This window comes from Haemophilus sp. oral taxon 036 (assembly GCF_002998595.1).
GTDB lineage: Bacteria > Pseudomonadota > Gammaproteobacteria > Enterobacterales > Pasteurellaceae > Haemophilus > Haemophilus haemolyticus_K.
In genome coordinates, this window is record NZ_CP027235.1 from 530560 (window position 1) to 547500 (window position 16941).

At 39.3% G+C, this 16941-nt stretch carries 13 protein-coding genes, 1 tRNA gene and 2 rRNA genes (1 of these 16 only partly in view); 12 read left to right on the plus strand and 4 right to left on the minus strand.

All coding sequences use genetic code 11. The annotated features are described in order from the left end of the window. The first annotated feature begins 57 nt into the window (after nucleotides 1-57). Genes iscU through iscX form a run of 7 tightly spaced genes read left to right on the plus strand, consistent with a single transcriptional unit; the run spans nucleotide 58 to nucleotide 4523 of the window. Nucleotides 58-441 carry a Fe-S cluster assembly scaffold IscU gene (iscU, locus tag C3V42_RS02575; protein WP_005626962.1) on the plus strand — a complete coding sequence of 128 codons (384 nt, stop codon included), beginning with the start codon at nucleotides 58-60 and terminating at the stop codon, nucleotides 439-441. Nucleotides 442-494: 53 nt separating this feature from the next. Then, entirely contained in the window at nucleotides 495-818 is a 324-nt protein-coding gene (iscA, locus tag C3V42_RS02580; RefSeq protein WP_106013542.1) for an iron-sulfur cluster assembly protein IscA, read from the plus strand. Nucleotides 819-830: 12 nt separating this feature from the next. Then, on the plus strand, nucleotides 831-1352 hold the full coding sequence (gene hscB / locus C3V42_RS02585) for a Fe-S protein assembly co-chaperone HscB (protein ID WP_106013543.1): 522 nt from the start codon (nucleotides 831-833) through the stop codon (nucleotides 1350-1352). A 30-nt stretch (nucleotides 1353-1382) separates the two neighbouring features. Further along, nucleotides 1383-2069: a DUF2625 domain-containing protein gene (locus C3V42_RS02590; RefSeq protein WP_106013544.1), complete on the plus strand. Its 687-nt coding sequence runs from the start codon at nucleotides 1383-1385 to the stop codon at nucleotides 2067-2069. A gap of 18 nt (nucleotides 2070-2087) precedes the next feature. Then, nucleotides 2088-3947, plus strand: a complete 1860-nt coding sequence (gene hscA / locus C3V42_RS02595; RefSeq protein ID WP_106013545.1) for a Fe-S protein assembly chaperone HscA — start codon at nucleotides 2088-2090, stop codon at nucleotides 3945-3947. 40 nt (nucleotides 3948-3987) lie between these two features. Then, nucleotides 3988-4329 (plus strand): ISC system 2Fe-2S type ferredoxin, encoded by a 342-nt coding sequence (fdx, locus tag C3V42_RS02600; RefSeq protein WP_005629440.1) that lies wholly within the window; start codon nucleotides 3988-3990, stop codon nucleotides 4327-4329. Further along, the gene (gene iscX / locus C3V42_RS02605; RefSeq protein ID WP_106013546.1) at nucleotides 4329-4523 is read left to right on the plus strand and encodes a Fe-S cluster assembly protein IscX; all 195 of its coding nucleotides are present in this window, start codon (nucleotides 4329-4331) and stop codon (nucleotides 4521-4523) included. Before fdx ends, iscX begins: the two co-directional genes overlap by 1 nt. A 47-nt stretch (nucleotides 4524-4570) precedes the next feature. Here the strand turns inward: iscX and C3V42_RS02610 are convergent. After that, nucleotides 4571-4660, minus strand: a tRNA-Ser gene (locus tag C3V42_RS02610). A gap of 152 nt (nucleotides 4661-4812) precedes the next feature. Continuing rightward, a complete protein-coding gene (gene rne, locus C3V42_RS02615; RefSeq protein WP_106013547.1) occupies nucleotides 4813-7626 on the minus strand; it encodes a ribonuclease E in 2814 nt (937 codons plus the stop codon). A 464-nt stretch (nucleotides 7627-8090) separates the two neighbouring features. Between rne and C3V42_RS02620 the strand changes: the two genes are divergently transcribed. From C3V42_RS02620 to rnd, 5 genes are read left to right on the plus strand one after another with little or no spacing between them, the layout of a single operon-like run. Beyond that, nucleotides 8091-10013, plus strand: coding sequence for an ATP-dependent DNA helicase (locus C3V42_RS02620; RefSeq protein ID WP_106013548.1), 1923 nt, complete (start codon nucleotides 8091-8093; stop codon nucleotides 10011-10013). A 13-nt stretch (nucleotides 10014-10026) separates the two neighbouring features. Further along, a complete protein-coding gene (gene tsaB / locus C3V42_RS02625) occupies nucleotides 10027-10737 on the plus strand; it encodes a tRNA (adenosine(37)-N6)-threonylcarbamoyltransferase complex dimerization subunit type 1 TsaB (RefSeq protein WP_106013549.1) in 711 nt (236 codons plus the stop codon). Between the two features lie 24 nt (nucleotides 10738-10761). Beyond that, nucleotides 10762-11307: a Slp family lipoprotein gene (locus tag C3V42_RS02630; protein ID WP_106014302.1), complete on the plus strand. Its 546-nt coding sequence runs from the start codon at nucleotides 10762-10764 to the stop codon at nucleotides 11305-11307. A 42-nt stretch (nucleotides 11308-11349) separates the two neighbouring features. Next, entirely contained in the window at nucleotides 11350-13038 is a 1689-nt protein-coding gene (gene fadD, locus C3V42_RS02635) for a long-chain-fatty-acid--CoA ligase FadD (protein ID WP_106013550.1), read from the plus strand. A 57-nt stretch (nucleotides 13039-13095) separates the two neighbouring features. Further along, entirely contained in the window at nucleotides 13096-14253 is a 1158-nt protein-coding gene (gene rnd / locus C3V42_RS02640; RefSeq protein WP_106013551.1) for a ribonuclease D, read from the plus strand. Nucleotides 14254-14583: 330 nt separating this feature from the next. Here rnd and rrf read toward each other — a convergent pair. Together rrf and C3V42_RS02650 are read right to left on the minus strand one after the other, a co-directional pair. Next, nucleotides 14584-14699: ribosomal RNA gene (gene rrf / locus C3V42_RS02645) — 5S ribosomal RNA — on the minus strand. A 118-nt stretch (nucleotides 14700-14817) separates the two neighbouring features. Continuing rightward, nucleotides 14818-16941, minus strand: a 23S ribosomal RNA gene (locus C3V42_RS02650); it runs 773 nt beyond the window's last position.

Sequence of the window (16941 nt, forward strand, 5' to 3'; positions counted from 1 at the left end):
GATTTAACTGCTATTATTAAATGGCGTTTCTCAAGGATTTAAAAAAGGAAAGTTAAAATGGCTTATAGCGAAAAAGTAATCGATCATTATGAAAATCCACGCAATGTGGGTTCTATGGATAAAAAAGATAGCAATGTTGGTACTGGCATGGTGGGTGCGCCAGCTTGTGGTGATGTAATGCAGTTACAAATTAAAGTAAATGATAACGGCATTATTGAAGATGCAAAATTCAAGACTTATGGTTGCGGTTCTGCTATTGCATCTAGCTCATTAATTACAGAGTGGGTGAAAGGTAAATCTTTAGAAGAAGCAGGCGCTATCAAAAATAGCCAAATTGCAGAAGAATTAGAATTGCCACCAGTAAAAGTACACTGTTCTATTTTGGCGGAAGATGCAATTAAAGCGGCAATTGCTGATTACAAATCCAAAAAAGGCGAATAATATGAAAAAGTGCGGTCGGTTTTGACCGCACTTTTAGTGGTTTTGGGGGATATATGAGTATTACATTAACAGAAAAAGCCGCTCAACGAGTGAAAGCTTTTTTGGATAATCGTGGCAAGGGTATTGGTTTGCGTTTAGGAGTGAAAACATCAGGCTGTTCTGGCTTAGCTTATGTGCTTGAATTTGTTGATGTCTTAAATGAAGAAGATCAAGTTTTTGAACAGCACGGTGTGAATATTATTGTTGATCCAAAAAGCTTAGTTTATCTCAATGGTATTGAGTTGGATTATGTGAAAGAAGGCTTAAATGAAGGCTTCAAATACAATAATCCAAATGTAAAAGAATCTTGTGGCTGTGGTGAAAGTTTCCATATTTAAGGTAATAATCTGATGTTAAATCCTTTTCAAATTTTTGATTTACCCATTGATTTTCAGTTAGATGAGAAGGCGCTAAATACACGTTATTTAGAATTGCAAAAGACGCTACATCCAGATAATTTTGTATCAAGTAGTGCGTTAGAACAACGCGTTGCGATGCAAAAATCCACCGAAGTGAATGATGCCTTAAAAACGTTAAAAGACCCAATTTTGCGAGCGGAAGCTATTATTGCGCTTAATACTGGTGAACAGATAGATCTTGAACAAAAAAGTACACAAGATGTGGCGTTTTTAATGCAACAGTTACAGTGGCGAGAACAACTAGAAGAACTTGAACATCAGAAAGATGAAGGTGCATTAAACGTTTTTGTAAAAGAAATTAAACAAGAAACTCAGTCATTATTAACCGCACTTTCGGATAGTCTGAAATCCCAACAATGGACGAAAGCATCTCAACAGTGTGATAAATTACGTTTTACTAGTAAGCTTTCTGAAGAAATTGAACGTGTAGAAGAACGCCTTTTTGAACTGTAATAGATCTATATCTCAATATCCCTTGATATTATGCAAACTCTCGAACAACTAATATCTCCAGAAAACTCTGCTTGGCCTATACTTTCCCAATGGATTGAAAGTGCACAGAATCATTGTTATGTCATTAAAAAAGATCAATCAAGTGCAGAACGTGAACTTTTTACCATGCAAATGCCTACGTCATCACCAATGGGGGCTGTGATTTATGAAACAGGTGGAATTTTAATTCATCATGGTTGGTTGCGTATTTTAGGTTCAGGAAGTTTTAAATTACCGCGTGGATTGATGGATTGGAATTTTAGTAAGTCTTTTAGTGAGTCTGGTGAAAAACCAAAGTATTTATTGGTTGCTGATGATGTGATAGGCGGTTACTTTGCATTAAATGGTGGTTCCTTAGGCGATAACCTTGGCAAAATTTATTATTTTTCACCAAAAGATCTTACTTGGCATAATTTAAATTTTACTTATACAGAATTTTTAGCTTGGGCATTGAATGGTGATTTAGAGGCTTTTTATCAAGGTCTATTTTGGCAAAATTGGCAAGATGATGTGAAACAATTGGATGGTAATCAAATTTTTGTATTCTCGCCTGACTTTAGCGAAGAGAGAAAAATAGCGATTGATGAACGTCAAAAACACGAAGTCAATATTGAAACCCATTACCAATCAAGCTTTGCAGAAAAAAATAAATTTGATTTGGCGTATTCCGTCGCATAACCAGTAGAAAAATAGCATATGGCATTATTACAAATTGCAGAACCAGGACAAGCTGCTGCACCGCATCAACATCGTTTAGCCGTTGGGATTGATTTGGGAACAACCAATTCTTTGGTTGCATCCGTGCGTAGTGGGCAATCCGTGATTCTTAATGATGAAAAAGAGCGTAGTCTTTTACCATCAGTTGTTCATTATGGCGTTGAAGAGACGAAAGTTGGTTTAGAAGCCTTTGAACAAGCCTCACTTGATCCAAAAAATACGATAATTTCGGTAAAACGCCTAATTGGTCGTAGCCTTGCTGATGTTCAGTCTCGTTATCCTAGTTTGCCTTATGAATTTGTGGCGAGCGAAAATGGATTACCTTTAATTGTTACGGCACAGGGGCCTAAAAGTCCAATTGAAGTGTCTTCAGATATTTTATCACGCTTAAATCACATTGCAGAACAACGACTTGGTGGTGAGCTTTCTGGGGTTGTGATTACGGTTCCTGCTTATTTCGATGATGCTCAACGTCAAAGTACTAAGGATGCTGCGCGTTTAGCTGGGCTAAATGTATTACGTTTATTGAATGAACCTACTGCAGCTGCAGTCGCTTATGGATTAGATAGCGGACAGGAAGGGATTATTGCCGTTTATGATTTAGGTGGTGGTACATTTGATATTTCAATTTTACGCTTATCAAAAGGTGTCTTTGAAGTTCTAGCCACGGGTGGCGATACTGCGCTAGGTGGTGATGATTTTGACCATTTAATAGCAGATTGGGTCGTTGAACAAACCCAAGTAAAACCACAAACCCCAAATCAACAGCGCGAACTGATAACGCTTGCTAGCCAAGCCAAAATTGCTTTAAGTACTGAGAAAAGTGCGGTAATTTCTTGGCAGAATTTTTCAGTAGAAATTTCACGAGAACAATTTAATGATTTGATTCATTCACTGGTAAAACGTTCATTGCTAACTTGTCGCCGAGCTTTGAAAGATGCCAATGTTGAATCTAAAGAAGTGCAAGCGGTGGTAATGGTTGGTGGTTCAACTCGAGTGCCATATGTACGAGAACAGGTTGGCGAGTTTTTTGGTCAAACCCCACTCACTTCCATTGATCCAGATAAAGTTGTAGCACTTGGTGCCGCAATTCAAGCGGATGTTTTAGTCGGTAATAAAACTGATTCTGATATGTTGTTGCTGGATGTTGTTCCGCTTTCTTTAGGCATTGAGACGATGGGTGGATTGGTGGAAAAAATTATTCCACGTAACACAACAATTCCTGTGGCTCGTGCACAAGAGTTTACTACTTTCAAAGATGGTCAAACAGCAATGACCGTTCATGTCGTACAAGGTGAACGTGAGCTGGTAGATGATTGTCGCTCTTTAGGGCGTTTTACTCTACGAGGTATTCCGGCAATGGCTGCGGGTGCTGCTCATATTCGAGTGACTTATCAAGTCGATGCAGATGGTTTATTAAGTGTGACTGCAATGGAAAAATCGACGAAAGTGCAGGCATCAATTCAAATTAAACCTTCTTATGGTTTAACAGATGAAGAAGTGACCGCAATGATAAAATCTTCTTTTGATAATGCACAAGAGGATTTACAAGCTCGCGAATTAGCCGAGCAGCGAGTAGAAGCAGATCGTGTGATTGAAAGTGTGATTGTTGCGTTGCAAGTTGATGGTGCTGAATTGCTTAGCACAGAAGAGTTCCATCATATTGAAAGTGTGTTAAAACAATTAATGGATGTAAAACATGATTCAGATCGTGATGCAATCGCGCAAGCAATTAAAGCCTTGGATATTGCTACACAAGAATTTGCAGCACGTCGAATGAATGCATCGATTAATAAAGCTTTGACAGGCAAAAATTTGTCAGATATTGAAAAACCGTAAAAGTGCGGTCAGATTATTAAATAATTTTGAGGAAAGTGTTATGCCAAAAGTGATTTTTTTACCTAATGAAGAATTTTGTCCCGAAGGTATGGTTGTTGATGCTGCGGCAGGTGATAATTTATTAGAAGTTGCACACAATGCAGGAGTAGAAATTCATCATGCTTGTGATGGCTCCTGTGCTTGTACAACCTGCCATGTGATTATCCGTGAAGGTTTTGACTCTCTAAATGAAACGAGTGATCAAGAAGAAGATATGCTGGATAAAGCTTGGGGATTAGAAATGGATAGTCGTTTATCTTGCCAATGTGTGGTGGGAGACGAAGATCTTGTGGTAGAAATTCCGAAATATAACATTAACCATGCCAATGAGGCCGCCCACTAATGAAATGGACAGATGCCCAATTAATAGCGGAAGAACTTTACGATCGTAATCCAAATTTAGATCCAAAAACAGTTCGTTTTACTGATTTACATAAATGGATTTGTGAACTTGAGGATTTTGACGATGATCCTAATAAATCAAATGAATCAATTCTTGAGGCTATTTTATTGAAATGGTTGGATGAATTTGAATAAATATAAAAAACCTAAGTCAGTGACTTAGGTTTTTTATCAAAATTTGATGGCGGAGGAATAGGGATTCGAACCCTAGGAGGGCGTAAACCCTCGCCGGTTTTCAAGACCGGTGCCTTCAACCACTCGACCATTCCTCCGTGATTTAATGCGCACGCATAATACGTTTTTTGAGAAAGACCGTCAAGCAGAAATTATCTCGTTTTTATCAAGTGATTATTTTTACTGCAACCCCAAAATAAAAAGAATTGACGTAATAAAAATCACGCCAATTCTAACTTTTTATTTTAGATTACTCTGATTCTGCTCGGGTAGGCTCAGAATATACATGGCTAATCGCACAATGATGCCCTGCTGACCCTTTACCATAAAAATAATAACGAGAATCTTGCCATTCAATAATTGGGAATGGCTGAGGCATTTCATCACTCGCTTTTGCCAAAGTCATCTCCGCTTTTGTATGAGTAACTGAAGAAATAGTCCCTAAACGCCCATTAAACTCATAAGTACGAACAAAGGTTGGTTCATTTACAATTTCAGGCTCATTTACGGTAATCGTTGACTCAATAGACTCAACCATTTCTTGAGGTTTATGAGAATTTAAACGCTCTAAAGATTCTTGTACTTTTTTCTGTACAGATTCATTAGCTGGCTGAGTAATAAAATCTAATGCTGGTTTTACTTCAAGAGATTTTTCTTCAACAACAATTCCCATTGCTGGCGTGATAAAACCTTTTTTAGTTTTCTCTTGCTCGAGCAATTCATCCACAGATAAGAAATTATTTTCTTTCTGAGCGTTCACTGTTGAATAGTCTACCCAAGCTTTTCCACTTGCCAATTCAGGTGAAGCCACTGCAGCAAATAATGGCATTGGTGATTTTGGCTCTTGATTACGGCGACGACGTTGATTATTAGCTGCACGTAAATGACGTGGAGTACGACGTTGACGATCTTGACGTTCAGAACGTTCTTGGTTTTGACGAGCTGGTTTTTCATCATCTTGAACGGCCTGAAGTTCGACAACCGCCACTTCTGGCATTTGTTCAACAATGTTTTCGTTATTTTCAACAGCCATCTCATTATCTTCAACACGCACGCGTTTACGTAAATCACGACGTTGACGGCGTTGAGTCACTTGCTCAGTTTTTTCATCTTTAGCCTCAAAAACCGGTGTAGAATTTACCGCACTTTCAGCGATACTTTCTTCCACTAAGTTACGGCGCGGACGGCGTTGATTACGCTCACGAATATTACGAACTTGTTCTTCGGTTCTTTCCGTTTCGTTATTTTCAGAACGAGGACGACGAGAAGTTCGACGATCCTGTGGACGACGTTGATTACGATTAGAATTGCGCGAAGTGCGGTTATTTTTTGGTTTATTTTCTTCGGATTCAGAAGCAAACAAGCCTTTAATCTTCGCGATAATTTTCGCTAACAAAGACGGTTCATTCGATTTACGCTCAACTGGAGTCGGAGCAGCTTCAGAAATAGAAAGCGCCACTGCCGCACTTTCAACTGCGGGTTGTTCAGCAACAACAGTTGTTTCCACATTACGAGAAACAAGAGATTCCTCAGTGCTTTCATCTTTCTCACAGTGAATTTTCGCTAAGTTATAGCTTAATTCATTCACTTCTTCGCCATCGCGTAAACGGAAAACGCTAAAGTGAGGTGTTTCCATTGCTTCATTTGGCGCAACAATAACATCTACATTGTGACGTTTTTCAATATTGCTAATTGCTTTACGTTTTTCGTTAAGAAGATAAGAAGCAATTTGTACAGGCACAATCGTATGCACTTGCTTGGTGTTTTCTTTTAACGCTTCTTCCTCGATTAAACGCAAGATAGACAAGGAAAGAGACTCGTTATCACGCACTTTACCTGTTCCTTGACAACGAGGACAAATGTGATGTGAAGACTCACCTAATGAAGGACTTAAACGCTGACGCGACATTTCTAACAAACCAAAACGAGAAATGCGGCTAATTTGAATACGAGCACGATCTTGGCGAACGGCATCACGAATACGATTTTCCACTTCACGTTGGTGACGAACTGGCGTCATATCAATGAAATCGATAACCACTAAACCACCTAAGTCACGCAAGCGTAATTGGCGAGCAATTTCATCTGCCGCTTCAAGGTTAGTATTCAATGCAGTTTCTTCAATATCGCCACCACGGGTAGAACGCGCGGAGTTAATATCAATAGCAGTTAAGGCTTCAGTTACATCAATAACGATTGAACCGCCAGAAGGTAAACGCACTTCACGTTGGAATGCTGACTCGATTTGAGATTCGATCTGATAGTGGCTGAAAAGAGGCACTTCGCCTTGATAAAGTTTCACGCGATTGATGAAATCTGGGCGAACAAGTTTGATATGCTCTTTTGCTTTCTCAAACACTTTAGGGCTATCAATAAGGATCTCGCCTATATCACGGCGCAAATAATCACGAATAGCACGTACAATCACATCACTTTCTTGGTGAATCAAGAAAGGCGCTGGACGATTTTGAGATGCTTGTTTAATTGCTTCCCAATGGTGAAGTAAAACTTTTAAGTCCCACTGCAACTCTTCTGGAGATTTGCCCACACCAGCGGTACGAACAATCAAGCCTACGCCTTCAGGCACATCTAATGAACTTAATGCCTCTTTTAATTCAGTGCGCTCATCCCCTTCGATACGACGAGAGATCCCACCCGCACGCGGATTATTTGGCATAATGACCAAATAACTACCCGCAAGAGAAACAAAAGTGGTTAAGGCTGCGCCTTTGTTTCCGCGTTCTTCCTTATTAACTTGAACAATAACTTCTTGGCCTTCGCTCAAGATATCGCGAATATTCGGACGACCTTGGAAAACATAATCATCGGGAAAATATTCACGAGCAATTTCTTTTAATGGCAAAAAACCATGACGTTCTGCACCATAATCCACAAAAGCCGCTTCTAAGCTTGGCTCAACGCGAGTAATTTTCCCTTTGTAGATATTCGCTTTTTTTTGCTCATGTCCTGGGCTTTCAATATCCAGGTCAAATAAGCGCTGTCCGTCAACTAGCGCTACACGCAACTCTTCTTTTTGAGTCGCATTGATTAACATTCTTTTCATTGTCAATTCTCTTATTAAATATTTTAAAAGACCTCAAAATAAACTGCACTTTGCTTCGTTATCGACCTCGTGTTTCTCGCGCCAGTCAATCTCACGACTGTATGTTGCTGGGTGCATTGATAACGTTATTAAGCATAAACGTTTGCTTTATAAAACAACGCGATATTCCGCACGCGTTGCAAGCGGCTAATTCATTTTAAGAAAAATGTTGATTATCAATGTCTTATGCCGATTGCCGCATTGAGTTTTCACCAACAAAACTTATCCTTTTTTACGCAAATTCTTAGGCGTAAAAAGACGCTCTATTATCCATGGAAAATAGGGAATTAGCAAGGTATATATGGTTTAATAAATATCGGTTTTATAAATATAAATTAATTATTTCATCTTTGATGATTTCGACTGTCTTTCCTATACGATCACATCAAATTTTGCTAGACTTACCCCCAAAAATTTTCCTATAAATGAATTATCAAGATCAACTCTCTCACATATTCTCTCTCAATGGACAATTAAGTCAAAATATAAAGGACTTCAGTCCAAGGGCAGAACAACTCAGCATGGCTCAAGCCGTTGGTGATACCATTTATAATAAGTCTTCTCTTGTTATTGAAGCAGGTACAGGCACGGGCAAAACTTTGGCATATCTAGCACCAGTATTACTATTTAACAAAAAAACCATTATTTCGACTGGATCCAAAAATTTACAAGATCAGCTTTTCAATCGAGATCTTCCTGCTATCAAAAAAGCGCTTAATTTCACAGGAAAAATAGCCTTACTCAAAGGAAGAACAAACTATCTATGTTTAGAACGATTAGATCAAGTTATTGCACAAGGAGTGCTTGGTGATAAATCTGTTTTAACGGATTTAAGTAAAGTTAGAAAGTGGAATAACAGCACAAAAACAGGTGATTTTACTGAATGTGTAGAACTTGCCGAAGACAGCCCTATCATTTCACAGCTAACTAGTACCGCGGAAAGTTGTTTAGGAACGGATTGTCCTAATTATAGCGAATGCTATGTTGCAGCAGCTCGGAGAAAAGCACTAAATGCGGATCTAGTGGTCATTAATCATCATTTGTTTTTTGCTGATATGGCTGTGAAAGAAACTGGATTTGGGGAATTAATTCCTCATGCAGAAGTGATTATTTTTGATGAAGCACATCAATTGCCCGATATTGCCAGTCAATATTTTGGGCAATCGCTCACCTCTCGACAGCTATTTGATTTATGCAAAGATATTAATGTTGTTTATCGTACCGAACTAAAAGATATGCTGCAACTTGGCAGCACATCAGATACATTACTTAAAGTTGTACAGGATTTTCGTCTTTTATTAGGTGAAGAAAATAATACTCGTGGAAATTGGCGTGAATTTTATAAACAAAGTGCGGTAAAAAAAGCCTTTGATTTATTACAAGAAAAAATTAATTTTCTCTCCGAGGTGATTAAGCTTACATTAGGGCGTTCACAAACACTTGATAGTATTTTTGAACGTGTCGAATCAATAAAAAGTCAATTAAAGCGCCTAACCGAAACTAATATTGTGGGGTTTTGTTATTGGTATGAGGGAAATGGTCGTCAATTCGGCTTACATATTACACCGCTAACCGTGGCCGACAAATTTGGAGAACAACTGAAGATCAAAGAGGCCGCATGGATTTTTACTTCTGCAACATTAGAAGTAGGTGGAACCTTTAATCATTTTTGTCAACGATTAGGGATTGAACATGCAACACAAAAGATTTTACATAGTCCATTTAATTATCCTGAACAATCGTTACTTTGTGTTCCTCGTTATTTGCCAACTACCAATAAAACGCATACTTTAACATCATTAGGTGAAATGTTACTGCCAGTAATTGAAGCCAATAAAGGACGCTGCTTTGTACTTTGCACTTCTTATACAATGATGCGAGGATTAGCAGAATATTTTCGTGAAAAAAGTATGCTTTCAATTTTAGTGCAGGGAGAAACCTCTAAAGGCAAATTATTGGAACAATTCACTTATACCTCTCATAGTGTACTTGTTGCAACATCTAGTTTTTGGGAAGGAATCGATGTTCGCGGTGATGCACTTTCCCTGGTGATTATCGATAAACTTCCGTTTACTGCACCTGATGACCCTTTATTAAAAGCACGTATTGAAGATTGCAAGCTACAGGGAGGCGATCCATTCAATGATATTCAAATTCCAGAAGCCGTGATTACGCTAAAGCAAGGCGTTGGGCGTCTAATTCGAGGTGTAAGCGATCGTGGCGTAGTGATTATTTGTGATAATCGTTTGGTTATGAGAAATTATGGCGAAACGTTTTTAAAGAGTTTGCCAAACTCAAGTCGTACCCGAGATCTCAATAAAGTGATACAATTCTTACAAAATCAATAAATGAGAAAAAATAATGACAAAGCTAACTTTATTAGCATTAGATACCTCTACTGAAGCCTGCTCAGTTGCACTACTATATAACGGTGAAAAAACACATTTAAATGAATTAGCGCAACGCACACACACCAAACGAATTCTTCCTATGGTTGATAAAATCTTGGCAAACTCAGGCTTGCATTTAAATCAAGTTAATGCTCTGGCTTTTGGGCGTGGTCCTGGTAGTTTTACAGGTGTAAGAGTGGGGGCTGGTATCGCACAAGGTTTAGCATTAGGTGCTGATTTACCAGTTATTCCTATATCAAATTTAACAGCAATGGCACAGGCTGCATTTGAATTATATCAAGCAAAAAAAGTTGCAGCCGCAATCGATGCGCGCATGGGGGAAGTATATTTTTCACAACTTATATGTGAAGATGTACACACTAATTTTGGAGAGGTTTCTCAATGGAGAGAAATAACACCGGAGCAAGTTTGCCCACCTGAACAAGCAATTTCTCAACTTCAAAATAACGATATTTTTTATGTAGGTACAGGTTGGGCTGCTTACCCACAATTTACAGAAAAAAATCTGAACGGTTCAGAAATTGAATTGCCAAATGCCTTATATATGTTATCCCTTGCTCAAACAGCATGGAAACAGCAACAAACTATTTCAGCGTTAGAAATTGAGCCTATTTATTTACGAAATGAAGTCACGTGGAAAAAGTTACCTGGACGCGAATAATATCATCATGGAGAATAAGTGAAAATGAAAGGGAAAATAAGCATATTTTTGACCACACTTTGTTTAGGTCTAACAGGCTGTATTACTCCACCAAGAGGATTAGAAAATGAACAGTTTTCTATTACTAGCTATAAAGAAATTACATCTCAAGATCTGAGTTGCCACTGTAAAAATATCCGATTAGGCGGCAAAATTGTACAAACTACCATTTTACCTCATCATACTAAAATCGAAGTACTTAGTTTACCAGTATCATCTTTATCTGGAAAACCTTTCGTAGAATCACAATCTGATGGCCGTTTTATTGTTTATTTCGATGGTTTTATAGATCCCGAAAATTTAAAAGACCGTTATATCACAATTGGCGGACAATTAATTAGTTCAGAACCAGGTAAAATAGAACAGGCTAATTATACTTATCCTGTTATTAAACCAAATAAATACCGTCTTTGGACGCTAAGTACAAACTATTATTATCCTGAAGATGATTGGGACGATGATTGGGGATTCTGGAGATGGCGATACCAACCTCGGTATATCCAACCCGAAATTCGCTATTATTTGAATTAAATGATAAAATCTTGGAAATTTTCCAATAAACTAGGATAAAAAATGGAAAAAATTTGGTTTCAAAACTATCCAGAAGGTTCTGAAAAATTTCTGGATACATCAAAATATGAGTCAATTCTGGATATGTTTGATAAAGCTGTACGTGAGCACCCCGACCGTCCAGCTTATATCAATATGGGACAAATACTTACATTCCGAAAATTAGAAGAGCGTAGTCGTGCTTTTGCTGCCTATTTACAAAACGAATTTAAACTTCAACGTGGCGATCGTGTAGCATTGATGATGCCAAACTTATTGCAGTACCCTATTGCACTTTTTGGTATTTTACGGGCTGGTCTGATCGCAGTAAATGTTAACCCACTTTACACACCAAGAGAATTAGAACATCAACTACAAGACAGTGGTGCGGTGGCAATCATTGTTGTATCTAATTTTGCCTCAACTTTAGAAAAAGTTGTCTTCAACACAAATGTAAAACATGTCATTTTAACAAGGATGGGGGATCAGCTCTCTTTCGGTAAACGTACAATCGTTAATTTCGTTGTAAAATATATCAAAAAGCTCGTCCCTAAATACAAGTTGCCACATGCAGTAACATTTCGAGAAGTATTAAGCATCGGAAAATATCGTCAATATGTACGCCCCGATGTTGTTCGAGGAGATCTGGCATTCCTACAATATACTGGAGGTACAACTGGTGTCGCTAAAGGGGCAATGTTAACGCATGGAAATATTATTACTAATGTTTTCCAAGCTAAATGGATCGCAGAACCCTTTATTGGTGATCATACGCGTACTCATTCTGCAATTTTAGCCTTACCGCTCTATCACGTTTTTGCATTAACCGTAAATTGCTTATTATTTTTAGAATTAGGCGTTACCGCAATTTTAATCACTAATCCACGTGATATTGATGGTTTTGTAAAAGAGCTAAAAAAATATCAATTTGAAGCTATTACAGGAGTAAATACGTTATTTAATGCTTTATTGAATAACGAAAACTTCAAAGAGGTGGATTTTTCAGCATTAAAACTCTCTGTCGGTGGAGGAATGGCAATTCAACAATCAGTTGCAACACGTTGGCATGCTCTAACGGGTTGTAATATTATTGAAGGCTACGGCATGACAGAGTGTTCACCGCTTATTGCTGCTTGCCCAATTAATGTAGTAAAACACAATGGCACCATAGGCGTACCAGTTCCAAATACTGACATTAAAATTATCCAAGATGATGGAACCGAAGCCAAAATTGGTGAACCTGGCGAATTATGGGTAAAAGGCGAACAAGTCATGAAAGGTTATTGGCAACGCCCAGAGGCAACAAGTGAAGTTTTAAAAGATGGTTGGATGGCAACTGGCGATATTGTAATTATGGATGAAACTTATAGCCTTCGTATTGTTGATCGTAAAAAAGATATGATACTAGTTTCAGGCTTTAACGTATATCCAAATGAAATTGAAGACGTAGTAATGCTTAATGATAAAGTCTCAGAAGCTGTTGCTATCGGGGTACCACATGAAGTATCAGGTGAAACTATCAAAATTTTTGTAGTAAAAAAAGATGATAGTCTAACACGTGATGAAATTCGCCAGCATTGTCGACAATATCTTACAGGCTATAAAGTTCCAAAAGAAATTGAATTCCGTGATGAATTACCAAAAACGAATGTAGGAAAAATTCTACGTCGCGTACTTCGAGATGAAGAAATCGCAAAACGTTCCGTTCATTAAATAAATGGGATAGCAATATCCCATTTCCTTGTTAAATCTTCCTGTTGAAATACGACAATGATAAAAGAATGCCAAAATTTACCGCACTTTTCTCTTATTACAACTAATACTGAGCTTTCAGAAATTTGCCTTTTGGCCCAACAACAGGATATAGTTGCGTTAGACACCGAATTTATACGCATATCAACTTATTTCCCAAAACTGGGATTAATCCAACTTTATGACGGCAAACGAGTGTCTTTAATTGATCCACTTATAATCACTGATTTTTCGCCTTTTGTTAAACTACTTGCTGATTCTCATGTTCTCAAAGTATTACATTCTTGTAGTGAAGACTTAGTAGTGTTCTCGCAGGAATTTAATCAGTTGCCTACCCCCATGATAGATACACAAATTATGGCTCGTTTCCTTGGACTCGGTATGTCTGCAGGTTTGGCAAAATTAGTCCAACAATATCTGAATATAAAAATAGATAAAGGTGCAACTCGTACTGATTGGATTAAACGTCCTCTTTCAAAAATACAATTACAATATGCGGCGGGTGATGTATGGTATTTACTTCCTCTGTATCACATTCTGCAACAAGAACTCTCCCAAACGCCTTGGTTAAAAGCTGTAAAGGAAGACTGTGAACTCGCACTTATCAAAACATATAAATTAAAAGAACGAGATTCGAATAAAGCCTATTTGGATATTCCAAATGCATGGAAACTGAAGCCTTTAGAATTAGCTCGCTTAAAAGTTTTAGCAACATGGCGACAAAATATTGCTGTAAAGCGAAATTTAGCCTTGTCTTATATTGTAAAATCAGAACATCTTTGGAAAGTAGCAAAGTACAATCCTCGTAATATAGCTGAGATGCTTGAACTGGGTCTAACTCATAATGAGATCCGAATCTATGGAAAAAAAATTCTTCAGCTCCTTGTCCAAGCTAGCCAGATATCTCCTAATAATTATCCACAGAAAATAGTTAGAATTTCTGAAGATCCTCGTTATAAACAAACAATTCGTTCACTACAAGAGCAAGTGACTGCACTCACTCCAGTAGGGCTATCACCAGAAATCATAGCGAGTAAACGAACATTAGAAGAATTAATAAAATGGGTATGGAAAAAAGAATGTTCACCCAATAAATTACCAGAATTACTCATAGGCTGGCGTAAACAAATAGGTGATATATTAGTGAAAGAAATCAAAATAATAACAAATTCCTAGTCTACATATCCAAGAGATCTGAATTAAGTTAACCTCTAATTAGAAGTATTATCTAGTATCTAAACTAAAAAATAGTAATATTTATCTCTCAAGAGATATCTAAAAGATTATTAAGAATACATAAGTTCTGTATATCACAAATCCAATAATACTTGATTTTTTCTAAATAATCGGAATATAGGCCCATATCTCTTTCGGCACGAGCTATTATCTTTAATTCTATTTTTTATAATAGTAGTTAATTAAAATCCATAAACAAAAACCCCAGTCCTTCAACTGGGGTTCTTCTGTTTTTATTTTATTTTATTTAATTTAGATTCATATTTGGTAACCTGGCGGTGCCCTACTCTCACATGGGGAAGCCCCACACTACCATCGGCATTACAGCGTTTCACTTCTGAGTTCGGTATGGTGTCAGGTGGTTCCACCGCACTATCGCCGCCAGGATAATTCTTTGATAACTTTTATTCTAATTTCTATCTATGTTCTTCATTGGCTACAAGCTGAACATTTAGTTAATTTCTTTTTCTTTCACTCTGTTTTCCAAAAACACTTGAGCGTTGTATAGTTAAGCCTCTCGGGCAATTAGTACAGGTTAGCTCAATGACTCACATCACTTACACACCCTGCCTATCTACGTCTTAGTCTTAAACAACCCTTACAGGTTTATAACCTGGGAGAACTCATCTCTTGGCAAGTTTCGTGCTTAGATGCTTTCAGCACTTATCTCTTCCGCACTTAGCTACCCGGCAATGCGTCTGGCGACACAACCGGAACACCAGTGGTGCGTCCACTCCGGTCCTCTCGTACTAGGAGCAGCCCCAACCAATTCTCCAACGCCCACGGCAGATAGGGACCGAACTGTCTCACGACGTTCTAAACCCAGCTCGCGTACCACTTTAAATGGCGAACAGCCATACCCTTGGGACCTACTTCAGCCCCAGGATGTGATGAGCCGACATCGAGGTGCCAAACACCGCCGTCGATATGAACTCTTGGGCGGTATCAGCCTGTTATCCCCGGAGTACCTTTTATCCGTTGAGCGATGGCCCTTCCATTCAGAACCACCGGATCACTATGACCTACTTTCGTACCTGCTCGACTTGTCTGTCTCGCAGTTAAGCTTGCTTATACCATTGCACTAACCTCACGATGTCCGACCGTGATTAGCAAACCTTCGTGCTCCTCCGTTACTCTTTGGGAGGAGACCGCCCCAGTCAAACTACCCACCAGACACTGTCCGAGACCGCGTTCCGCAATCTTCGTTAGAACATCAAACGTTAAAGGGTGGTATTTCAAGGTCGACTCCAACAATACTGGCGTATCATCTTCATAGTCTCCCACCTATCCTACACATCAAAATTCAATGTTCAGTGTCAAGCTATAGTAAAGGTTCACGGGGTCTTTCCGTCTAGCCGCGGGTACACCGCATCTTCACGGCGATTTCAATTTCACTGAGTCTCGGGTGGAGACAGCCTGGCCATCATTATGCCATTCGTGCAGGTCGGAACTTACCCGACAAGGAATTTCGCTACCTTAGGACCGTTATAGTTACGGCCGCCGTTTACTGGGGCTTCGATCAGGAGCTTCTCTTTCGATTACACCATCAATTAACCTTCCAGCACCGGGCAGGCATCACACCCTATACGTCCACTTTCGTGTTTGCAGAGTGCTGTGTTTTTAATAAACAGTTGCAGCCAGCTGGTATCTTCGACCGGTTCAACCTTCAGGGGCTAGCCCTTACAATCTACGCCGGCGCACCTTCTCCCGAAGTTACGGTGCTATTTTGCCTAGTTCCTTCACCCGAGTTCTCTCAAGCGCCTGAGTATTCTCTACCTGACCACCTGTGTCGGTTTTCAGTACGGTTTAGTAAAGCCTTTCGCTTAGTGGCTTTTCCTGGAAGTGTGGTATCAGTTACTTCAGCTCCTTAGAGCCTCGTCATCATCTCTCAGTGTTAAGGAAGTCCGGATTTGCCTAAACTTCCCACCTACCAACTTAAACGCACATATCCAACAGTGCGATAACCTAACCTACTCCGTCCCCACATCGCAGCTTTACCAAGTACAGGAATATTAACCTGTTTCCCATCGACTACGCTCTTCAGCCTCGCCTTAGGGGCCGACTCACCCTGCCCCGATTAACGTTGGACAGGAACCCTTGGTCTTCCGGCGAACGGGTTTTTCACCCGTTTTATCGTTACTTATGTCAGCATTCGCACTTGTGATACGTCCAGCATGCTTCTCAACACACCTTCTTCCGCTTACACAACGCTCCCCTACCCAACAGACTTACGTCTGATGCCGCAGCTTCGGTGCTATATTTCAGCCCCGTTACATCTTCCGCGCAGGCCGACTCGACTAGTGAGCTATTACGCTTTCTTTAAATGATGGCTGCTTCTAAGCCAACATCCTAGCTGTCTAAGCCTTCCCACTTCGTTTCCCACTTAATATAGACTTTGGGACCTTAGCTGGCGGTCTGGGTTGTTTCCCTCTCCACGACGGACGTTAGCACCCGCCGTGTGTCTCCTGAGTATCACTCTTTGGTATTCGTAGTTTGCATCGGGTTGGTAATCCGGGATGGACCCCTAGCCGAAACAGTGCTCTACCCCCAAAGGTGTCCGCTCAAGGCTCTACCTAAATAGATTTCGGGGAGAACCAGCTATCTCCCGGTTTGATTGGCCTTTCACCC